The organism is Hymenobacter convexus, assembly GCF_030580955.1.
Taxonomy (GTDB): domain Bacteria; phylum Bacteroidota; class Bacteroidia; order Cytophagales; family Hymenobacteraceae; genus Hymenobacter.
Genome location: NZ_JAUQON010000005.1, coordinates 160,940 through 182,757, shown reverse-complemented (window position 1 = coordinate 182,757; position 21,818 = coordinate 160,940). Strand labels below are relative to the sequence as shown.

Sequence of the window (21,818 nt, the reverse complement as noted above, 5' to 3'; positions counted from 1 at the left end):
GCTCAGAAGCGCCGCGTGAGCGACAGGCCGCTGCCCCCCGCCGGGCCGGGGAAGGTCACCACGCCCACGGTGGTTTTCTTCAAAGCCGCGTTGCGGTGGCTGATGAGATTCCAGGCGCTGAGGGCCAGCGTAGCGGTACCCATACCGATGTTGAGGTAGGAAATGGTGCGTTCGGTGCCGTAGGTGGTGCTCGGGCTCCAGTTGATGCCCTGCTGGTCGTTGGGCAGGCGCAGGGCGCCGGTCAGCAGCTGCCCGGTGCCACTCAGGATGCCGGCATAGGCGGCGCCCTTGCCAACCTCGGCACGGTTGAACTGGCTGGCATTGGCTGCGCCCAGCATCACGTTCACCCCGCCCCAAATGGCCGAACCCACGGCGTACGTTTTCACCTCGCCCTCGGTGGGCGGCGGGGGGCCGTAGGTGGGCTGAATGAGGGCGCACTCGGCGGTGGTAAGGCCGGAGGTTTTCACCCAATCGGCCAGCACGGGGGTACGCATGTTGGCAATCAGGTCGTATTTATGGGCGCGGTTGATGCTTTCGGCGGCGGGGCGGCCGGCGGTTTCGGCCACGAGGTAGCCCACGGCGCACAGGCGGCCGGCGCGGTCGATGAAGCAGGGCCGACGGCCTTCGGGGTGGTCGTAGTTGCGCGGAAACACCCCGGCCACCCAGTAGCGGTGCAGCAGGTCGAGCAACTGTCCGCGGCGCTGGGCCAGTGCGGGGCTCAGGCCGGTCGTGGAGTGCTGGCGCAATTGCTGCTCGGCGTAGGCAAGGTGGGCCTGCACGCGGGCGTCGTCGTTGGTGGCGGTGGTGGGCGCCTGGCCGGTGGCGGCCACGTAGCCGGCGTTGCCGACGAGCACATTCACTTGGTCGGTGGCCAGCGGCTCGGCGGGCTGGTGGTTGCAGGCATTTAGGCCGAAGCCGATGAACAGTAGTAAAAACAGCTTTTTCATGGTGAAGAAGGGTTGAAAGCAGGGCATTTCCTGTTTTCAGCCTGACCGACCTCGCCACCTCAAAGTTGCATTGCCTGCCCTAAGCTGCTTTTCCGGCCCGTCCACCAGCGTACGCCACAGCCTACGCCTGGCCTAGCCCCGTTTTCCCGCAGCCAGAAAGCGCGTCACCTCGCGCACGTACTTGTCGCCAAAGCTGACCTCGCTCAACACCACCATCCCTTGCAAATGCGTGCCCTCGAAGGCCAGCACCTGCCGCCGTTGTCGGCGCCGGGCGTCGCGCACCACGGCCACCGAGTCGGCCAGCGGGGTGTGCTTGTCGGCCGTGCCCCCAACCAGCAGCCACGGGCACCGGATGCGGGGCGCGTAGTGCGAATACGCAGCGGCTTCGGCGGGCAAACTCACCTGTTTCTGCCGGCTTTGCCACTGGTAAGCCACCAGGCATTGCGGGCTCGCCACGTAGCCTTCCGTCACCAGAAAGTCGCAGTGCGGGGCCGTGGCGGCCACTTCGCTGGCCATGATGCTGCCCATCGAGAAAGCCATGATGCCGGTGCGGTTGTGCGGGTAGCGCTGCCGCGCATCGGCCAGGGCCGCCGCCAAATCGACCGCAAACTCGTGGTAATAAAGCCGCTGGTTGTCGATGGCAAAGTCGGCGCTGTGTCCGAACCCCCGGTAATCGAACAGATACACCCGGTAGCCGGCCGCCGTCAGGGCCCGGGCCTGGTATAGCTCGTTCGACATGTTGCCGAAATCGCCGTATGCTACCACCATTGTGGTGCGGCGGTCCGCTACGCCCTGTGCTGGCTCAATCAGCCAGCCGGTTAGTTGCACATGGTCGGGCGTAGTCAGGGCCACGGTCTGGTAGCGCAGGCCCAGCGAGTCGGGGGTGGCTATCCAGTCGCGGCTGGGTTTCAGCGCCCAGGCCCACGAACTCATCGTCAAGAAGCAACCTATCAGTAAAAACCGACGCATAACCAGCACAAAAACAGGGGTGAAACACGGCCTTACAGACAGCATTTCACCCCCACCGTTGCAGCCCGCCCCTAAAAAGCCGGCTCGGAAGCTATTCTCACGTCTCCGTCAGCACCGTTTTGAAGCCGGCCAGGGTGCCGTCCATCGCCCGGCCCAGGGCGTAGGCGTGGATTTCGGGGCCCTTGCCCACGCGGTACACCTGCACGCCGTCCATGTCCTGCTTCATAAACATTTGCAGGGCCTTGTAGCGGTTGGCCAGCGCCACATCGTCCAGCACGCCATCGTCGGCCGTGTGGTTGCGCAGGAACTGGGTGAGCTCCACGGTTTCCACCTTGGCATCGGCGGGCTCGCCCAGCAGCTTGAGCAGCGCGGCGTTGCTGAGTTCGCCGCCCGGCGCGGCGTAGGCCACGGCTTCGAGCGGGGCGTCGGACTCGCTCAGGAAATGCAGGCCGGCCACCTGTTTTTGCAGCTCCGGTGGCACGGGCGCACCGGCGTCGGCGCCCGGTTTGGCCGCGCCCCGGGTTTCGCTCAGGCCGCTGCCGCCGTCCACTTTCGCGGCAATGGCGGCGGCCAGCTCCTGCATCCGGGCATCGGGCACTTTGATTTTGGGGTTGGTAAAGTTGATGTCCTGCACCGTTTGCATGGGTATCAGGTGGATGTGGGCATGCGGCACTTCCAGCCCAATTACGGCCACGCCCACGCGCTTGCAGGGCACGGCGGCTTTCAGCCCCTTGGCCACGCGTTGCGCAAACACGTGCAGGCTGGCCAGCTCATCGGCCGGCAGGTCGAAGATGTAGTCGATTTCCTGCTTGGGAATCACCAGCACGTGGCCTTCCACCAGGGGCGTGATGTCGAGAAACGCCAGGTGGCGGCCGTCTTCGGCTACTTTAAAAGCCGGCAGCTCGCCGGATACAATGCGGGAGAAAATCGAAGGCATGGGCGGGATAGTTGTCGGTTGTTCGTTGTCAGTTGTCAGGTCGCTGATGCAAATAAACGAGAACGTACGCCCCGGCATCGGCCATCGCCCAAAAAAGGAGAAAGGGCAGCACCTTGCGGCGCTGCCCTAACAATAGACAACGAGCAACTGATAACTACCGGCTAATTTCCAGAATCTGGAACTGCAGCTTGCCGGCAGGCACCGTGATTTCGGCCGTGTCGCCGGCCGATTTGCCCAGCAACCCTTTGCCAATGGGCGACTTCACCGAGATTTTGCCGGTGGCCAGGTTGGCTTCTTCCTCGGCCACCAGGGTGTAGTCGAGCACCATGTTGTTTTTCAGGTTTTTCAGCTTCACCTTGCTCATAATGAGCACCTTGCTGAAATCCATATTCGTCTCATCAATGAGGCGGGCGTTGCCCAGCACTTCTTCGAGCTTGGAAATTTTCAGCTCCAGCAGGCCCTGGGCGTCCTTGGCGGCGTCGTACTCGGCGTTCTCGCTCAGGTCGCCTTTGTCGCGGGCTTCGCGCAGGTCTTCGGCGGCTTTGGCGCGGCCCCGGATTTTGAGGTCCTGGAGCTCATCCTTCAGTTTTTGCAGGCCTTCGGGGGTGTAATAATTGATGGTGCTGGCCATGGGAGTAGATGCTTGACGGTTTGGCTAAAAAGCAAGGAGAACGGCTGGCACTGCCAACCGTTCTCCCTTCTTAGGTTCTGGACAAAGATACGCAAAACCAGTTAGCTCCCCACACCCGCCGTTTCGGCCCCGGCCCGAAATGCCCGAATTTTCTCCACCAGCACTTCGTTGATGCGGGCGTAACTCTCGTGCGTCCAGCCGCCCACGTGCGGCGTCAGCACCACGTTGGGCGCCTGCCGCAGGAAATCGAAATTGGCCTGCTGCGCCGCCGTAAGCGTGCCAAGCTTTTCGTTGTCGAGCACATCCAGCGCCGCACCGCGTACGTGCCCGGCTTGCAGCGCGCCCACCAGCGCCGCGTGGTCGAGCACCTCGCCCCGGGCCGTGTTCAGCAGCCAGATGGGTTTCGCAAAGCCCGCCAGCAGCGCCTCGTCCACAAAATGATGGTTGGCCGGCGAGTACGGAATGTGCAAACTCAGCACGTCGGCCCGGGTCTGCATCTCGGCTAAACTCACCAATTCCGCATTGCCATCGGTAGTGACCGCAGGGTCCACGTCGAGCGCCAGCACCGTGCAGCCGAACGCCCCCAGCCGCCGCGCAAACGCCCGGCCCATGTGCCCATAGCCGAGCAGCCCAATGGTTTTGCTCCCGATTTCCTCGCCCCGGTTGGCCTCGCGGTGCCACTCGCCGCGGCGCACCTCGCCATCGGCCCGCACAATGTTGCGGAGCAAGGCCAGCAATAGCCCCACCGCAAACTCGCCCACCGCGTCGCGGTTGCCCTCCGGCGCGTTAAGCAGCGCCACGCCGGCCGCGGCCATGGCGGCTTCGTCGATGTTGTCGGTGCCGGCGCCGGCGCGGGCCACGTAGCGCAGCTGCGGGCCGTGGGCCAGCAGAGCGGCCGTCACGCGCAGCTTACTGCGCACCACCAGTCCCTCGTAGGGCCGGGCGGCCAGCGCGGCGGGAATTTCCGCGGCCGTCAGGTCGGGCTGGTAGTCGGCCGCCACGCCGATGTCGGCCAGCAGCGGTAGCAGCGAAGGGTGCATTTCGTCGACGACGAGGCAGAGACTCATGGGTTTCTAGACGTATTTATTCCGCAATGTCGCTGGCATCCAAATCCGTCAGCACGGCGCCGCCGGCCTGGTGCTGGGCCACGCGCTGCGTGAGGCCCACAAACTCGGCCACGCCCAGCTGCTCGGCGCGCTTGTCAAAAACGGGGTCGGTGGTGGCCTCGGCGGGCATTCCGAAGGGCTTTAGGGCGTTGCGCAGCGTCTTGCGACGTGTCTGGAACGCCTGCTTCACCACCCGGAAAAACAGCTTCTCGTCGCAGTCCAAATGCAGCGTATCGTTGCGCGTCAGGCGCACCACGGCCGACTCCACCTTGGGCGGCGGGTTAAACACGTGCGGCGGCACCGTGAACAGGTACTCAATCTTATAATACGCCTGGAGCAGCACGCTCAGGATGCCGTAGGTTTTCGAGCCGGGCGGCTCGGCCAGGCGCTCGGCCACTTCCTTCTGAATCATGCCCACCACCTCGCGCACCTGCTGGCGGTTGTTGAGCACGGCGAAGAAAATCTGGCTGCTGATGTTGTAGGGGAAGTTGCCGATGATGGCCAGCGGCTGCCCGGGAAATAACTCCGCCAGGTTCTGCTTCAGGAAATCGGTGGCATAAATGCGCCCTTCCAACGCCGGATAGTGCTGCTTCAGGTACGCCACCGACTCGGTATCGATTTCGACCACGCTGGTTTGGTAAGCGGGGTTTTGGAGCAGGTATTGGGTGAGCACGCCCATGCCGGGGCCGATTTCGAGCACCGTCCGCACGGCGTCGGGCAGTTGGAGGGCGCCCACGATGTTGCGGGCAATGTTGGGGTCGGCCAGGAAGTGCTGACCAAGGTGTTTTTTGGGTCTGACCACAGAGAAGCGCGGCGGCGGCTAGGGACGCGGCGGCCCGGCAAAGGTAGTAGCCCCGCCGGGCGGGCCGTTATTGTACCCAAACTCAAAAAAACGTCATGCTCTGCATCTCCCAAACCCTGCATTTGTAATTACAAAATTTTGGCATTTACATTTGCCCCATCAATTCTTCCCGAAAAAGGATTGTTTTTATACAGAGGCGTGGAGAGACAGGCTCGACGAAACGCCGGCAACCCTCAGTGAACAACTGAAACGGTGCCAACCGAAGGTCCGCGACGCGAAGCCGCGGACATATAAAAACAAGTTGCCGTGGAAACCTCCAACAACGCCCGCCTGCATGCCTTCACCACCTTTGCCTTGTCGCAAGCGTGTTGTTGTATGCCGTGCCAGCCCGTCTGTACGACGACGGCAGCGGGTTGTTGGATGTAGTTCAACTCCCCCTCCGGCCGGTTTCGTAGCCCCGCGGTGCTGATTTCAGCACGCCCGGGCCGCACCACATTCTGACTGCTGCCGGCGCAGTCCGTTCCCGCGTTTGCACCACTCGGTTTGGTGCGCCGGGCTCCCCACTCCCATCGGTCTTTCGCCAACTCCCACCCGGGAAAGCCGCATCCGTTCCAAAGCATGCATGCCCCCACCGAGGCGCTGGTCGACGACCTGCGCCGCTACCTCGTGGGCCAGCCGGTGCCCGACACCCTGGCCCTGCTCGCCGACCACTTCGCCGGCCAAGCCTCGTTTTCAACGTCTTTCGGCATGGAAGACCAGATTATCACGCATTTCATTTTCGAAAACGACCTGCCCATCCGGGTGTTCACGCTCGATACCGGTCGCAATTTTCAGGAGACCTATTCAACCTGGAACAAGACCCTGCTGCGCTACGAAAAGCCCATTGAGGTATTTGCGCCGCAATATGCCAGCGTGGAAGAATTGATGCGGCAAAAAGGCCCCAACAGCTTCTACGAGAGCGTGGAGAACCGCAAGGAATGCTGCCACATCCGCAAGGTGGAGCCGTTGCGGCGGGCACTGGCGGGCCAGAAAATCTGGCTCACCGGCATCCGGGCCGAGCAGTCGGCCAACCGCCAGACCATGCACCCGGCCGAATGGGACGCCGGCCACCAGCTCATCAAGGTGCATCCACTCTTTGAATGGACTTGGGCACAGTGCCAGGATTTTGCGCAGGCCCACGGCATTCCGGTCAATCCGCTGCACCGGCAGGGGTTTGTAAGCATTGGCTGCGCGCCCTGCACCCGGGCCGTGGCCCCAGACGAGGACTTCCGCGCCGGCCGCTGGTGGTGGGAAGACCAAGCCGCCAAAGAGTGCGGCCTGCACGACACGGCCGCTGAAATCGTGGCTGAACGCTAGCCGGCCGGCCCGTCATGCTTCGCAGCGCGCTGCATGATGACCAAATCCCTTCAAGTTATTTCCAGTTATTTCCAGCGCTACTTATTTATCCTTCTGATGAGTTCAATTCCTCACCTAGACTACCTCGACCGGCTGGAAGCCGAAGCCATTCACATTCTGCGCGAAGTGGCCGGTCAATTCGAGCGGCCGGCGCTGCTGTTTTCGGGCGGCAAAGACTCCATTGTGCTGGTGCACTTGGCCAAGAAGGCCTTTCGGCCGGGCCGCTTCCCCTTCCCGCTGGTCCACATCGACACGGGTCACAACTTCCCCGAAGTGCTGGAATTCCGCGACCAGCTGGCCGCTGAGCTGGGCGAAAAGCTGGTGGTACGCTGCGTCGAGGACACGATTAAGAAGCAGAAGCTGCGTGATGCCACCGGCAAATTTCCCAGCCGCAACCCGCTTCAGACCTATACGCTGCTGGAGGTGATTGAGGAGTTTGAATTTGACGCCTGCATCGGCGGGGCGCGGCGCGACGAGGAGAAGGCCCGGGCCAAGGAGCGCATTTTCAGCATCCGCGACGAGTTTGGGCAGTGGGACCCCAAGCGCCAGCGCCCCGAGCTCTGGAACATCTACAACGGCCGCATTCAGAAGGGCGAAAACGTGCGCGTGTTCCCCATTTCGAACTGGACGGAGCTGGACGTGTGGCGCTACATCCAGCGCGAAAACATTGCTTTGCCGGCTATCTACTTTGGCCACCCGCGCACCTGCGTGGTGCTGCCCAGCGGCCAGCTTTTGGGTCTGAGCGAGCACCTGCATCTCGACGAAAACGACGAAATAGTAGAGCGCCAGGTGCGCTTCCGCACCGTGGGCGACTCGACCTGCACGGCCGCCGTGGAAAGCGACGCCGTGACCATCGATGACATCATTGCCGACCTGCTGTTAGCCAAAGTGAGCGAGCGCGGCGCCACCCGGCTCGACGACAACATCTCCGAAGCCGGCATGGAAGACCGCAAGCGCAACGGCTATTTCTAATCGAATTAAAATTATTGGCACGTCACGCTGAGCGCAGTCGAAGCATCTCTGCCGCTTCGTTGCAGCGAAGCCAGGACACTCACCGACAACTATTTACTTCCGCGGTAGAGATGCTTCGGCTGCGCTCGGCATGACGTTCTAAAAACTTGACCATACATAAAATGGACCTTCTCCGATTCATCACCTGCGGCAGCGTCGACGACGGCAAGAGCACGCTCATCGGGCGCCTGCTCTACGACAGCGACTCGGTGTCGCTCGACGTGCTAGCGGCCATCGAAAACCGACCGGCTGTGCACGGCGGCGTCGATTTGGCCTTGCTCACTGATGGCCTGCGGGCCGAGCGTGAGCAGGGCATTACCATTGATGTGGCGCACAAATACTTCACCACCCCGCGCCGCAAATTCATCATAACCGACGCGCCCGGCCACGTGCAATACACCCGGAACATGGTGACCGGCGCGAGCAACGCCGACCTCGCCATTGTACTGGTAGACGCCCGCCTGGGCGTGATTGAGCAAACCCGCCGCCATACGCTGGTGGCCGCGCTGCTGGGCATTCGGCACTTTGTGCTAGCCGTGAACAAGATGGACCTGGTGGGCAACGACGAGGCCGTTTTCAACCGCATCGTGGCCGAATATGCCACCGTGACGCGCCAGCTGCGCGTGTCCGATGCGGTGGCCATCCCGCTCAGCGCCCTGCACGGCGACAATGTGGTGCGCCGCTCCACCAAGCTGCCTTGGTACAGCGGCCCCAGCTTGCTCGAATATCTGGAGCAAATTGATGTGACCCAAGACGTGAGCGCCGACGAGCCCCGCTTCCAAGTGCAGTATGTGATTCGGCCCCAACAAGCTGATTTGCCCGATTACCGCGGCTATGCTGGCCGCATCCAGAGCGGTGTGTACCGCAAGGGCGACCGGGTGCGGGTGCTGCCCTCGGGCCTCGAAACCGAGATTGAAGCCTTGGAAGTGGGCCAGCAGGAAGTGGAAACGGCCGTGGCGCCGCAGGGCGTGGTCATCCGCCTGCGCGACGACGTGGACGTGAGCCGCGGCGATTCCATCATCGTGGCCAGCAGTACGCCCACCGTCACGCGCGCCCTCGAAGCCACCCTGTGCTGGATGGACGAGCGCACCTTGGAGGCGGGCCAGAAATTCCTGCTCCAGCACCACACCGCGCTGGTGAAAGCCTCCGTGTCGGCCCTACTCAGCAAAACCAGTGTGGAAACTCTGCACCGCTCCGCCGCCGAGTCGGCCCACCTGAACGACATCGTGCGGGTGCGCATCAAAACCGCCGTGCCGCTGGTGGTGGATGCCTACGCGAAGAATCGCACCACCGGCGCCTTCATCCTGCTCGACGAACAGACCGGCGCCACGCTGGCGGCCGGCATGATTGACGCCACCGAGTAGAACGCCCTGCCCGGCGCGGCCCAATTGCTTGGCAAGCCCCGCCCCTTTTGGTTACCCACTTCTTTCTGACCTATGAAAACGTGTTTCATCTCAAGACCGATTGCCCCTGCCAGCCTCACTGGCCGCTGTTGTTGAAGCTGCTCATTGCCTGTGGACACGCCGCATGCGGCGCGCCGAACCCTTGAAAAAATGCCGAATTCGTCGGCTCGGCAACTTCAATATTCCCCGCAATCACCTTCTGAGATGAAATTTTATACGCCTGCTTTTTGGCTGTTTATGCTTCTGCTGCTGGTCAGCACCACGGCCGCTTTTGCCCAAACCGAACTCATTGCCATCAGCGGCGAGGTGCGCGAAAAGGGCACCAACGAGCCCCTGCCCGGCGTGAGCGTGAGTGTAAAAGGCGCCACCGTAGGCACCCAGACCGATGCCGAGGGCAAGTTTGAGCTGCAAGCCAAGCTGCAGTACCCATTCGTACTGGTGTTCAACGCCATCGGGCACGATGCCCGCGAGATTGAAATAGCCCGCGGGAGCCGCCGCATTGCCGTGTCGCTCGACTCGCGCGAGATTATTACCAACGAAGTGGTAGTGTCGGCCTCGCGGGTGGAGGAAAGCCGGCTGAAGTCGCCGGTGGCCATTGAAAAGCTTGATATCCGAGCCATCAAGGAAACCCCCGCGCCTAGCTTTTACGATGCCTTGGAGAACGTGAAGGGCGTGCAGATGACCACCAGCAGCCTCACCTTTAAAGTGCCGAATACGCGCGGGTTCAATATCCCCAACAACTTCCGTTTCATGCAGTTGGTAGATGGCGTCGACATGCAGGCGGCCACGCTGGGCGTGCCGCTGGGCAACGCCATCGGGCCCACCGAACTCGACATTGCCAGCGTGGAAATTACGCCCGGCGCGGCCTCGGCGCTGTATGGCATGAATGCCATCAACGGCATGGCCAACCTCACCACCAAAAGCCCCTTCACCTACCAGGGCCTGAGCGTGTACCAGAAAGTGGGCGTGAACCACGTCGACGGCATCGACCGCAACCCGAGCGTGCTTAACGAAACGGCCGTGCGCTACGCCCAGGCGTTCAGCAACCGCCTCGCCTTCAAGGTGAACGGCAGCTTTATGCGCGGCACCGATTGGCTGGCCAACACCCAAACCGACCAGAACCCGCAAAACTTGGCTTCGGCCAACCCGCGCTTTCCGGACCTGAGCGGCGCGAATAACCCCGCCGCCGACCTCTGGAACCGCTACGGCGACGACAACGCCGGCAACGTGAGCATCCCCATCACCCTCAACGGCCGCACCGAAACCTTCAACGTGCGCCGGACCGGCTACTTCGAGCGCGACCTCACCAACCCCATCGTGCGCAACATCAAGGCCGACGCCAGCTTGCACTACAAGCTGCGCGACAACCTGGAGCTGAGCTACGGCTACCGCTTCGGGCTGATGGACGGCGTGTTTCAGCGCGGCAACAAGATTCAGCTCGACGGCGTGACCGTTCAAAACCACAAAGTGGAGCTGCGCGGCAAGGACTTTACCGCCCGCGCCTACATGCTGATTGAGAACACCGGCAATTCCTACAATCTCAATCCGCTGGCCCTCAACCTCGACCTGCAAAACGGCGCCACTGCGCTGTCGCCCGCCTCGGCTGCGGTGCGCAACAGTTGGGGCGACAAGTTTCAGACCTCCCTGCAAAGCCAGGTAAACCAAGGAGTGGCCCTGGCCGATGCCATGCGCCAGGCCCGCGCCGTGGCCGATGCCGGCCGCGCCACGCCCGGCACCGCCGCCTTCAACGACCTGAAAAACCAGATAATCCGCACCAACAACTGGGACAGCGGCGTGAACGTGCCGGGCGCGCCCATCCCCGGCGGCGCGGCCCTCATCCAGCGCAGCCACACCTACCACGCCGAGGGCACCTGGAGCCTGGGCGACCGTATCAAATTCGCCGATGTGCTCATCGGCGGCGATGCCCGCCTCTACGAAGTGCAGCCGGATGGCAACAATTTCGTGGATTTCAGCCGCCCGCTGGCCGAGCGGATTCAGCCCGGCGGCAACAATCAGTACTACAAGAAAGCGGGCGTTTTCGGCCAGGCCACCAAGCTGCTCCTCCAGGACAAGTTAAAGCTGACCGCCTCGCTGCGCGCCGACTACAACCCCGAATTCACGCCCAAAATCAACCCGCGCGTGGCCGCTGTGTACACCGTGGCCGGGAAGCACAACTTCCGCGCCTCCTATCAGAACGGCTGGCGTTTTCCCTCATTGTTCGAGGCGCTGTCCTTCGTGAACAACGGCAACGTGCGCCGCGTGGGCGGACTGGCCCGTGTGAACGAGGGCCTAAACTACCTCAACAACTCCTACACGCTGGCCAGCATCAGCACCTTCAACGCGGCGGTGAATGCCTACGTGGCGGCCAACGGCGGCACGGCGGCCCAGGCGGCCGTGCGCCCCGAGCTGCGCAGCCTGCTGGCCGTGGGCAACCTGCCCACCGAGCAGCCCGAGCAAATTAATGCCTACGAGGTGGGCTACCGCAGCGTATTGTTCGAGAACAAGCTGTCCATCGACGCCGATGCTTACTACAACATCTACTCCGGCTTCTTAGGCCAGGTGGAGGTGAGCGTGCCCAAAAACGCTGCCGGCCAGCAAGTAACTGTGGGTTCCGATGACGCCGTGCTGGCCGCGCTGAACAGCAACCGCTCGGCCCGCCAGGACCGGTACCGCGTGTACACCAACGCGTTGAACAAGTACAAAAGCTACGGCTCGACGCTGGGTTTGACCTACAATTTCTTCCAGAAATTCACCGTCGGCGGCAACGTGAACTACAACGTCATCACCACCAATTCGGCGTCCGACATCTTCGTCACGGGCTTCAACACGCCGCATTGGGCCACCAATGTGAGTTTCGGCAACCGCGAAGTGGTGCGCAACCTGGGTTTCAACGTGGTGTGGCGCCACCAAAGCACCTTCTACTGGGAAAGTCCGCTGGCCAACGGCCAGGTGCCCGCCTACCAAACCGTGGACGCCCAGGTAAACCTGCGCGTGCCCGCCCTTAAAACCACCATCAAAGTGGGCGGTGCCAACCTGCTGAATAATCGCTACATCCAGTACGCCGCCGGCCCCACCATCGGCGGGCTCTACTACGTGGCCCTCACCTTCGACAACACGGTCCTGCGCTAGTCGGCCACCCACGGCCTGAATTTTCCCGCTTGATTTCGCCGTAACTTATGGCCGTTGACCACATCGCCTTCCCCGCTTCCCGCGTGACCAACCCTCAAGCGCCGCCCACCGCCCCGCCCCAGACCAACGCCCTGTTTCCGGTTTTTCTAAACCTGGAGCAGTTCAACGTGCTGCTGGTCGGCGGCGGCAATGCGGGTCTGGAAATATTCACCGCCATTTTGCGCGACAGCCCCGCCACGCCTGTGATGGTGGTGGCTCCGCACATATTGCCCGCGCTGGCAGAGCTGGCCGCGCGCCACCCGCGGGTGCAGTTGCACGCCCGCCCCTATTCCGACGACGACCTCGACGACCAGGATTTTGTGTTCGTGGCCACCGACGACCCGGCCCTGAACCGCCACGTTAAAACCGCCGCCTCGGTCCGCCGCATCCTGACTAACGTGGCCGATACGCCCGACGAATGCGATTTCTACCTGTCGTCGGTGGTGCAGAAGGGCGACCTGAAAGTGGCCATTTCCACCAACGGCAAGGCGCCCACCGTGGGCCAGCGCCTGCGCGCCGTGCTGGAAGAAACCCTGCCCGGTGAGCTCCACACGCTGCTCCAAAACATGACCGTCATCCGGCGGCGGCTGGGCGGCGACTTTACCAGTAAAGTAAAAGCCCTCAATACCCTCACGGCCGAAATGGCCTACGGCCCGGCCTTTGAATCGCCAGCCACGGCTTACTGGCGGCGCATTGCCACGGGCGCGCTGGTCACGTTCGCGGGGTTCATTTTGCTCAACATCCTCTCCTATTATTTCACCTGGCAGCAGGCCTGGGGCGTCGTCAGTACTTCGGGCCTCTTCTACAAGTTCGTGGCGGTCGGCTTCATCGCCCAGTTGATTGACGGCATGCTCGGCATGGGCTACGGCGTGGTTTCGGCTATCAGTCTCATGTCGTTGGGCCTGAGCCCGGTATCGGTGAGCGCCAGCATCCACACGGCCGAGATGTTTGCCAGCGGCGCGTCGGGCTACAATCATTACCGCTTCGGCAACGTCAACAAAAAGCTGTTTCGGGTGCTGCTGCTGCCGGGCGTTCTCGGCTCGGTGAGCGGCGCCCTGCTGCTCTCTTACTTTGGCGAGCAATACGCCAATTACATCAAGCCCATTCTGGCCGCTTACCTGCTCATTCTGGGTTTGCGTATCATCAGCAAAGCCCTGCGCAAGCAAAAGGAAAAGCGCCGCAAAGTGAAGCACGCCGGCTGGCTGGCTGGCGCCGGCGGCTTCCTCGATTCGTTTGGCGGCGGCGGCTGGGGCCCGTTGGTTACCAGCACATTAATCACAAATGGGCGCACCCCGCGCTTCGTCATCGGCACGGTGAGCCTGGTCGAATTCTTCGTCACGTTTGCCAGCGCCCTCACCTTTTTCTCCCTTCTGGGCATCAAGCACTGGCAGATTGTGGCCGGCCTCATCGTGGGCGGCGTGGCGGCGGCCCCTCTCGCCGCCCGGCTGGCCGGCCGCATTCCCACCCGCTGGATGTTCCTCGGCGTGGGCCTGATGGTGATTGTGTGGAGCCTCTGGGCCCTGCGCAAGGTATTTTTCTGAGGAAAGCTACAACGCTTCAAACGCGCCAGCAGAAAACCAACCCCGGTTATATGGCCGGCGCTTTGGGCTTTTCCACTCTAACTACAACACCGAAACAACAGCCTGCTTTCACTGATTCTGAAGCTATTTCTGAACCCACATGGTATCAGTAATTACGAGGTCAGCGTTGTCACGATAGCATTTAAATAGGTAATAATCCGCCGTGCCGCCTAAAATCTCCGTGTGCAGGGGCACCGTTTTGCGCATGTGCTGAATGGAGTCCGGATACGGCTTGGTACTGCTGATGAGCCGCAAATCGTAGGCGCAGTCGCCGGTCCATTTCACCGCCAAGGTCGATACATCGCCGGTAAGTTCATCCCGCTCTATTTGCCGAGAATCGGTACGTTCAATCAGCGATGAAAAATGAAAGCCCTGCTCGTGATGCCGGAACTGAAAATGCCCGGTTTTGAACCGCTGGCACACCGCCTTTTCCGGGCTCCGATTACAAGTTGTCAGCCCAAGAGCCACGGCCAGCAAAAGGCCTAAAAACCTAGTTGAATGAAGATGAGAAGCGGAAAACGACATGAGGCTTCGTTTAAATAGACCGGCAAATTACAGGTGAACCTGCGCAGTGGAAGTAGTTCCTGCTGCGGGAAGTGGCAGCAGTGTCACCCAGCCGCTTTCCTTTGCTGATTGACGCGCTTTCATTTCAGAAACACCCACGCGAAAACGCCGAGTCCCCGGTACTCGGCTACCTTCGCGGTTCTATTATCTCAGCCATACCTGTCCATGTCCTTCGCTCTTGCCCATGTAACCGCCGCGCCGGCCCAGTCCACGCAGGTATTCATTCTGCCCCACGGCACCACCACGCTGCCCGCCTCCGCCGCCGGCGACCTGCCTGCCGCCGCCGCCCGCTACGTGGAAAAAGCGCTGGCCGACGACCAGAAGCTCGTGCATCTCAATCACTTCAGCCACCACCACTACTTCGTGGTGCTGGCCGATAAGCCCACCGCCGCCCAAGTAGCCGAGCAGCTGCGCCGCGCCGGCCACACCCTCCACGCCCAGCTCAAGGCCGAAAAAGTAGCCGAGGTCTTCATCGAAAACCACAGCGCCACGCCCAACGCCGCCCTGCTCCTGGCCGAAGGCCTGGCCCTGACCGCCTACCAGTTCGAAGGGTATAAAACCGATGAGAAGTCGCGCAAAGCGCCGGACCTCAAAGAAGTTTACTTGGTCGGCAACGCCGCCACAGTAGCCCAAATCCACGAGCTGGATGGCCTGCTGCAAGGAGTCGTCCTGGCCCGCGACCTTGTCAACGCCCCGCTCAATAAGCTGAACGCCGTGCAGTTTGCCGAGCGCATGGCCCAGGCCGGCGACGAAGCCGGCTACACCACCGACATCCTCGACCTGGCCAAAATCGAAGCCCTGCGCATGGGCGGCCTGCTCGCCGTCAACCTCGGCTCGCCCGAGCCGCCCACCTTCAGCATCCTCGAATACAAACCCGAAGGCGCCAAAAACGAGAAACCCTACGTCCTCGTCGGCAAAGGCGTGGTGTTCGATACCGGCGGCCTCAGCCTCAAGCCCACGCCCAACAGCATGGACATGATGAAGTGCGACATGGCCGGCGGCGCGGCCGTGGCCGGCACCCTGTTCGCCCTGGCCAAAAACCAGGTGCCGCTGCACGTCATCGGCCTCGTGCCCGCCACCGACAACCGCCCCGGCGGCCTCGCCTACGTCCCCGGCGACGTCATCACCATGCACTCCGGCCTTACCGTCGAGGTGCGCAACACCGATGCCGAAGGCCGCCTGCTTCTGGCCGATGCCTTGAGCTTCGCCAAGCGCTACGAGCCGGAATTGGTTATCGACCTGGCCACCCTCACCGGCGCCGCCGTGCGCGCCCTCGGCACCGAAGCCAGCGCCTCGATGGGCACCGCCTCGCCGACCACGCTGCAAAAGCTCGCCGAAGCCGGCTACACCGTACACGAGCGCCTGGTCGAGTTTCCGCTCTGGGACGAGTACGCCGACCACATCAAGTCCGATATTGCTGACATCAACAACCTCGGCAAGGGCGAAGCCGGCCACATCTCCGCCGCCAAATTCCTGGAGCGCTTCGCCGTCGGCTACCCCTGGATTCACCTTGACATCGCCGGCCCGGCCTACCTCACGGCCCCCGAGAGCTACCGCGGCAAGGGCGGCACCGGCGTGGGCGTGCGCCTGCTCTATGAGTTTCTGACCAAGCAGCTTGCCTAACCTATTAGCACGTCATGCTGAGCGAGCGCAGCGGAGTCGAAGCATCTCTACCGCTTCGTTGCCATCGGTAATGAATACTATTGAGGTAGAGATGCTTCGACTCCGCTGCGCTCGCTCAGCATGACCGCCTAGTACACAGTATGCCCCAAAACCTCCCCCGCCTCGGCTTTTCCGTGGGCGACCTCGCCGGCATCGGCCCCGAAGTCATCTACAAAACTCTGCTCGATGAGCGCCTGCTGAAAATCTGCACGCCCGTCATCTACGGCACGGCCACGGCCCTCTTCGACGACTTCCCCACCCCCGCCGATACCGAGCACCTGCAGTTCCGGCAGTTGCGCGATGCCGCCGACATTGCCCCTGGCCGCCTCAACGCCGTGACGTGCTGGGAAGAGGACTTTGTCCTCGCCCCCGGCCAGCCCTCCGCCGCCACCGGCGCCGCTGCCCGCGAAAGCCTGCTCTGCGCCGCCCGCGACCTTAAAGCCGGCAAGCTCGACGGCATCGTGACGGCTCCTATTAGCAAAGACAATACCCAGGCCGACGACTTCCGCTACCCCGGTCACACGGAGTTTCTCACCAGCTTCTTCGAGGCGCCCGAGAGCCTGATGTTTCTGGTCGATGAGGACGCCGGCCTGCGCATTGCCACCGTCACCGGCCACGTGCCGCTGAAGGATGTCCCCGCCAAGCTCACTGCCGAGCTGCTGCGCACTAAAATCACGCTCCTGCTCAAGTCGCTGAAGAATGATTTTGGCATCCTCAAGCCGCGCATCGCCGTGCTGGGCCTCAACCCCCACGCTGGCGAAAACGGCCTGCTGGGCAAGGAGGAAGGCGACATCGTGACGCCCGTCATCCAGCAATTTGCGCACGACGGCCACCTCGTCCTCGGCCCCTTCCCGGCCGATGGTTACTTCGGCACCCAGCAGTTCCGGCAGTTCGATGCCACGCTGGCGCTCTACCACGACCAGGGTCTGATTCCATTCAAGCTCATGGCCTTCGAGCGCGGCGTGAATTTTACCGCCGGCCTGCCCGTCATCCGCACCTCGCCCGACCACGGCACCGCCTACGGGCTCGCCGGCCAGTACCGGGCCGATGAATCATCGTTTCGCGCCGCCGTTTACCTGGCCTGCGACATCTGGAAACAGCGTTGGGCAGATGCTCAGCCCCGCTCAGCCCGGTAACCGTACAAGGGCCTTCCAGCCACCTTGCCACCGAGAAACTTAGCCGTTTTTTTGGCAAAAAGCCGGATTTTCACTACTTTTGCCCCCTGCTATCCAGCCGACCGTGAAAAAAGAAAGCAAATACGACCTCAACTTAGCCAAGCTGGCGCTGAAAACGCACCACTTTGAGTTCGAGTTGGGTCCCGAATTCTTCGCCTTATTCGACCAGCCCTTGGTAGAGCAAGGCCACTTGCACGCCGACGTGGAGCTTATCAAAACTGAGCGGCTGATGACGCTGAACTTCCACATCACTGGCACCGTGCAGCTCACCTGCGACCGGAGCCTCGATGAGTTCGACCAGCCGCTCGACATTCACGAACAACTATTGGTGCGCTTCGGCGACGAGGCCAAGGAGCTGGACGACAACGTGCTGCAAATCACGCCCGAAACCCAAACCCTGCCCCTCGCCCAGCACCTCTACGACTACATTGGTCTGGCCCTGCCCATGAAGAAGCTGCACCCGCGCTTCCAGGACGAGGCCGACGACAACCCCGACGCGCCGACCAAGCTCATCTTCAGCACCCGTCCTGCCGATGATGCGCCCGACGACGACGAGCCGGCCGACCCGCGTTGGGCCGCGCTGCGCAACCTGAATTAATCCGTCAGTGCCCCGAGTCGCTCCCCACTCGACAACCGCAACTTCAATCCCCTAATTTCAACTAAACCATGGCACATCCTAAGCGCCGCACCTCCTCCGCCGTTCGCGACAAGCGTCGTACCCACTACAAGCTGACCCCTAAGGCCGTGACTTTGTGCCCCAACACGGGCGAGCTGCACCTGCGCCACAAGGCGTACGTAGTAGACGGCGACCTGTACCACAACGGCCAGCTGGCCATCAAAAACTACGCGAAGACCAACGCTGCCCCTGCAGTTGATACTGCCGAAGACGACGAATAGCGCGTTTGGTTGTTACTTCGCGGCACCACTAGGTCCGGCTTCGCTCCTTTTTTAAGCCAGCGGGGCCGGATTTTTGGTACTTTCGCTTTCCGCTGACCTCCCTCCAAACACCTCTTTCATGAAAATAGCCCTCGACGCAATGGGCGGCGATTTCGCCCCCCAAGCCGCCGTGGCGGGTGCCCTCCTGGCTGCCGAGCAACTCGCCGGCCGGGCCACCATTGTCCTCATCGGTCAGGAAGACGCCGTCCGTCCCCTGCTTCAGGCTGCTGGGCCTGCCGCTGCCGCGCTCGAGTTCGTGGCCGCGTCGCAGGTTATCGAGATGGGCGAGCACCCCGCCAAAGCCTTCCAGCAGAAGCAGGATTCCAGCATTGCCGTGGGCTACAAAATGCTCCTCGCGGGCGAAGTCGATGCTTTCTGCTCGGCCGGCAACACGGGCGCCATGCTCGTGGGAGCCATGTTCACCGTGAAAACGGTGCCCGGCGTGATGCGCCCGGCCATTGCCAACTTCCTGCCCAAACTGCACAACAACGTGGGCATTCTGCTCGACGTGGGCGCCAACGCCGAGTGCAAGCCCGAGATGCTGGAGCAGTTCGGCGAGCTCGGCTCGCTCTACGCCCAGCACGTGCTGGGCATCGCCAACCCGCAGGTGGGCCTGATGAACATTGGCGAGGAAGAAGGCAAGGGTACGCCCATTATCCAGGAAGCCCACAAGCTGCTGAAAGACAACCCGCATATCCACTTTGTGGGCAACATAGAAGGCCGCGACCTGTTCAACGACAAGGCCGACGTGATTGTGTGCGACGGTTTTACGGGCAACATTATCCTCAAAATGGCCGAGTCGATTTACGATGCCATGGACGAGAAGCAGATTCAGGACCCGTTTTTTGATAAGTTCAACTACGAAGCGGTGGGCGGTTCGCCCATCCTGGGCATCAACGACAACGCCATCATCGGGCACGGCCGCAGCACGCCCCGCGCCATCGGCAACATGCTGATGCAGGGCTTCAACATGGCCGACTCGGGTATTGTTGACCAAATTAAGGCTACTTTTAAGTCCTAAACCACACCTCGCGCGGTGGGAAAACCTCCGGCTTCGGCCGGATTTTTTTTACATGCTTGGGGCTCATTACCGGAGCGTTGGCGCGGCCCGGCCCGCACATCATCAGGCCCAATGCCCATTTTTCGCTTGCCCCGCCTACTTTTGCTCGTATGAAGATTACCGCCGCCATCACGGGTGTGGGCGCCTATGTGCCCGACTACGTGCTTACTAATGCCGAGCTTGAAAAGCTGGTGGACACCAACGATGAATGGATTTTGTCGCGCACCGGCATTCGGGAGCGCCGCATTCTGAAGGGCGAAAACCAGGGCACTTCCGTGATGGGCGTAAAGGCCGTGCAGAACCTGCTCGATAAAACCGGCACCAATCCGGCCGACGTGGAGTTGCTGATTTGCGCCACCACCACGCCCGATGTGCTGTTTCCGGCCACGGCCAACATCATCAGCAACAAGGTGGGCATCGTGAATGCGTTCAGCTACGACATGAACGCGGCGTGTTCGACGTTCCTGTTTGCGCTGGCAACGGGCGCGCAGTTTATCCAGGCGGGCACCTACAAGAAGGTGATTGTGGTGGGCGCCGATAAAATGTCGTCCATTGTGGACTACACCGACCGCGCCAACTGCATCCTCTTCGGCGACGGCGCCGCCGCCGTGCTGCTCGAACCCAACACCGACGGCTTCGGCATTCTCGACCAAGTGCTACGCACCGACGGCTCGGGCGAAGCCTACCTGCACCAGAAAGCCGGCGGCAGCCGCCGCCCCCCAACGCACGAAACCGTCGACAACAAAGAGCATTACATTTACCAGGAAGGCGCCACGGTGTTCAAGTTTGCCGTGAAGAGCATGGCCGACGTGGCCGCCCAAGTGATGGAGCGCAACCACCTCAGCAACGACGACGTGGCCTGGCTGGTGCCCCACCAGGCCAACAAGCGCATCATCGACGCCACGGCCAACCGCATGGGCGTGGGCCCCGAGAAGGTGATGCTCAACATCAGCCGCTACGGCAACACCACCAACGGCACCATCCCGCTGTGCCTGGCCGACTATGAAAGCCAGCTGCGCCGCGGCGACAACCTCGTGCTGGCCGCCTTTGGCGGCGGCTTCACCTGGGGCTCGATTTACCTCAAATGGGCGTACGATGGTGATAAAGTAGCCAAGGCCTAGCCGTTAGCTAATAGCGGCTAGCTGTTAGCTTTGTTCTTATTTTCTGATATCTAAAGGCAAACGGCTAGCATTTGTAAGCCGTTTTGCTCAAAACCACCCACGAAAAGCGAATAGCCGCGGCTATTTGCTAAAAGCACAACAACCATGGCATCAACCGCCGACTTCCGCAACGGGCTCGTTCTCAACTACAACAACGAGCTGCACGTCATCACCGAGTTTCAGCACGTGAAGCCCGGCAAAGGCCCCGCCTTTGTGCGCACCAAGATGCGCAACATCAAAACCGGCCGCACCATCGACAACACCTTCAACGCTGGCGTGAAAGTGGAAACCGCTCGTGTGGAGCAGCGCCCGCACCAGTTTCTTTACAAGGACGACTACGGCTACACGTTCATGAATAAGGAAGATTTCGAGCAGGTGGTGCTGCCCGAGGAGATGGTGCCTTTCGCCGACCTGATGAAGGAAGGCCAAGACGTGACCATCCTCATGCACGCCGAAACCGAAATGCCCCTCACCGCCGAACTGCCCACTACTGTGGACCTGGTGGTGACCTACACCGAGCCCGGCCTGCGCGGCGACACCGCCACCAATACCCTGAAGCCCGCCACGGTGGAAACCGGCGCCCGCATCCAGGTGCCGCTGTTTATTGACGTAGACACCAAAATCCGCATCAAAACCAGCGACTACAGCTACGTCGAGCGCGTTAAGTAGCCTTTATCAAGCTGTTGGCTGACAGCGGTTAGCTGTTGGCTGACGTTCTGAAACAGCTTACCGCTAGCGGCTTATAGCTAGCAGCTAAAGAATATGTCAAACTCGCCCAAAAAGGAAAAAGACGCTGCCATGAAAGCCAAAGAACTCCAGGAGCTGCTCGATTTTATTGCGAAATCGGGTCTCAATAAAGTCAACATTGAAACCGAGGAATTTAAAATCTCGGTGCAGCGCGACCCCAACACCAAAACGGTATACAGCGCCGCTGCTCCAGCCGCTGCCGCGCCCGCAACACCGGCTCCGGTAGCCGCGGCTCCTGCGCCGGCTGCCGCCGCTGCACCCGCCCCCGTAGCGGCCACCGAAGCCTCGTCGGCCAGCCACAAGGCCCTAAAGGCGCCTATGATTGGCACCTTCTACCGCAGCAGCGGCCCCGACGCGCCGGCCTTCGTGCAAGTGGGTGATATGGTGGAGAAAGGCCAAGTTATCTGCATCATCGAAGCGATGAAGCTGTTCAACGAAATTGAAGCCGAAGAAAGCGGCCGCGTCGTGAAGGCGCTGGTGGATAACGCCACGCCGGTGGAATACGACCAGCCGCTGTTTTTGATTGAGTAGTTTTCGCCCGTTTGTCATTTGTTATCTGTCATCC

20 protein-coding genes and 1 riboswitch are annotated in these 21,818 nt (G+C 61.7%); of the genes, 13 read left to right on the top strand and 7 right to left on the bottom strand.

Annotated features, from left to right (window positions below; genetic code table 11):
* Positions 1-2 precede the first annotated feature (2 nt).
* From Q4S41_RS12515 to rsmA, 6 genes are all read right to left on the bottom strand, one after another.
* The gene (locus tag Q4S41_RS12515; RefSeq protein WP_305031458.1) at positions 3-947 is read right to left on the bottom strand and encodes a hypothetical protein; all 945 of its coding nucleotides are present in this window, start codon (positions 945-947) and stop codon (positions 3-5) included.
* A gap of 132 nt (positions 948-1,079) precedes the next feature.
* Positions 1,080-1,880, bottom strand: coding sequence for an alpha/beta hydrolase family protein (locus Q4S41_RS12510; RefSeq protein WP_305031457.1), 801 nt, complete (start codon positions 1,878-1,880; stop codon positions 1,080-1,082).
* A 133-nt stretch (positions 1,881-2,013) separates the two neighbouring features.
* On the bottom strand, positions 2,014-2,853 hold the full coding sequence (locus tag Q4S41_RS24585) for a nuclease A inhibitor family protein (protein WP_369811294.1): 840 nt from the start codon (positions 2,851-2,853) through the stop codon (positions 2,014-2,016).
* A gap of 154 nt (positions 2,854-3,007) precedes the next feature.
* Positions 3,008-3,484 (bottom strand): transcription elongation factor GreA, encoded by a 477-nt coding sequence (greA, locus tag Q4S41_RS12495; protein WP_305031456.1) that lies wholly within the window; start codon positions 3,482-3,484, stop codon positions 3,008-3,010.
* Between the two features lie 101 nt (positions 3,485-3,585).
* Positions 3,586-4,551: an NAD(P)-dependent oxidoreductase gene (locus tag Q4S41_RS12490; protein WP_305031455.1), complete on the bottom strand. Its 966-nt coding sequence runs from the start codon at positions 4,549-4,551 to the stop codon at positions 3,586-3,588.
* A 16-nt stretch (positions 4,552-4,567) separates the two neighbouring features.
* Positions 4,568-5,392, bottom strand: coding sequence for a 16S rRNA (adenine(1518)-N(6)/adenine(1519)-N(6))-dimethyltransferase RsmA (rsmA, locus tag Q4S41_RS12485; protein WP_305031454.1), 825 nt, complete (start codon positions 5,390-5,392; stop codon positions 4,568-4,570).
* A gap of 183 nt (positions 5,393-5,575) precedes the next feature.
* A riboswitch (SAM riboswitch) is annotated at positions 5,576-5,689 on the top strand.
* A gap of 321 nt (positions 5,690-6,010) precedes the next feature.
* On the opposite strand from rsmA, the gene Q4S41_RS12480 reads away from it, so the two are divergent.
* The 5 genes from Q4S41_RS12480 (at position 6,011) to Q4S41_RS12460 (ending at position 13,910) form a co-directional block, all read left to right on the top strand.
* Positions 6,011-6,748 (top strand): phosphoadenylyl-sulfate reductase, encoded by a 738-nt coding sequence (locus Q4S41_RS12480; protein ID WP_305031453.1) that lies wholly within the window; start codon positions 6,011-6,013, stop codon positions 6,746-6,748.
* Positions 6,749-6,844: 96 nt separating this feature from the next.
* Positions 6,845-7,759, top strand: a complete 915-nt coding sequence (gene cysD, locus Q4S41_RS12475; RefSeq protein ID WP_305031452.1) for a sulfate adenylyltransferase subunit CysD — start codon at positions 6,845-6,847, stop codon at positions 7,757-7,759.
* A 161-nt stretch (positions 7,760-7,920) separates the two neighbouring features.
* Positions 7,921-9,162, top strand: a complete 1,242-nt coding sequence (locus Q4S41_RS12470) for a sulfate adenylyltransferase subunit 1 (RefSeq protein WP_305031451.1) — start codon at positions 7,921-7,923, stop codon at positions 9,160-9,162.
* Positions 9,163-9,438: 276 nt separating this feature from the next.
* Entirely contained in the window at positions 9,439-12,330 is a 2,892-nt protein-coding gene (locus Q4S41_RS12465; protein ID WP_305031450.1) for a TonB-dependent receptor, read from the top strand.
* 47 nt (positions 12,331-12,377) lie between these two features.
* The gene (locus Q4S41_RS12460; protein ID WP_305031449.1) at positions 12,378-13,910 is read left to right on the top strand and encodes a TSUP family transporter; all 1,533 of its coding nucleotides are present in this window, start codon (positions 12,378-12,380) and stop codon (positions 13,908-13,910) included.
* A 123-nt stretch (positions 13,911-14,033) separates the two neighbouring features.
* On the opposite strand, the gene Q4S41_RS12455 is transcribed toward Q4S41_RS12460, so the two are convergent.
* Positions 14,034-14,474 (bottom strand): hypothetical protein, encoded by a 441-nt coding sequence (locus Q4S41_RS12455; RefSeq protein ID WP_305031448.1) that lies wholly within the window; start codon positions 14,472-14,474, stop codon positions 14,034-14,036.
* 204 nt (positions 14,475-14,678) lie between these two features.
* On the opposite strand from Q4S41_RS12455, the gene Q4S41_RS12450 reads away from it, so the two are divergent.
* The 8 genes from Q4S41_RS12450 (at position 14,679) to accB (ending at position 21,784) form a co-directional block, all read left to right on the top strand.
* Complete coding sequence (locus Q4S41_RS12450) at positions 14,679-16,136, top strand: leucyl aminopeptidase family protein (RefSeq protein ID WP_305031447.1); 1,458 nt, start codon at positions 14,679-14,681, stop codon at positions 16,134-16,136.
* Positions 16,137-16,276: 140 nt separating this feature from the next.
* Positions 16,277-17,311, top strand: a complete 1,035-nt coding sequence (pdxA, locus tag Q4S41_RS12445) for a 4-hydroxythreonine-4-phosphate dehydrogenase PdxA (RefSeq protein ID WP_305031446.1) — start codon at positions 16,277-16,279, stop codon at positions 17,309-17,311.
* A gap of 103 nt (positions 17,312-17,414) precedes the next feature.
* Entirely contained in the window at positions 17,415-17,948 is a 534-nt protein-coding gene (locus tag Q4S41_RS12440) for a YceD family protein (RefSeq protein WP_305031445.1), read from the top strand.
* A 68-nt stretch (positions 17,949-18,016) separates the two neighbouring features.
* Positions 18,017-18,247: a 50S ribosomal protein L32 gene (gene rpmF / locus Q4S41_RS12435; protein WP_305012428.1), complete on the top strand. Its 231-nt coding sequence runs from the start codon at positions 18,017-18,019 to the stop codon at positions 18,245-18,247.
* A gap of 118 nt (positions 18,248-18,365) precedes the next feature.
* On the top strand, positions 18,366-19,307 hold the full coding sequence (plsX, locus tag Q4S41_RS12430; protein ID WP_305031444.1) for a phosphate acyltransferase PlsX: 942 nt from the start codon (positions 18,366-18,368) through the stop codon (positions 19,305-19,307).
* Between the two features lie 149 nt (positions 19,308-19,456).
* On the top strand, positions 19,457-20,467 hold the full coding sequence (locus Q4S41_RS12425) for a beta-ketoacyl-ACP synthase III (RefSeq protein WP_305031443.1): 1,011 nt from the start codon (positions 19,457-19,459) through the stop codon (positions 20,465-20,467).
* Positions 20,468-20,611: 144 nt separating this feature from the next.
* Positions 20,612-21,175: an elongation factor P gene (gene efp / locus Q4S41_RS12420; RefSeq protein ID WP_190922262.1), complete on the top strand. Its 564-nt coding sequence runs from the start codon at positions 20,612-20,614 to the stop codon at positions 21,173-21,175.
* Between the two features lie 129 nt (positions 21,176-21,304).
* Positions 21,305-21,784: an acetyl-CoA carboxylase biotin carboxyl carrier protein gene (gene accB, locus Q4S41_RS12415; RefSeq protein WP_305031442.1), complete on the top strand. Its 480-nt coding sequence runs from the start codon at positions 21,305-21,307 to the stop codon at positions 21,782-21,784.
* Positions 21,785-21,818: the final 34 nt, after the last annotated feature.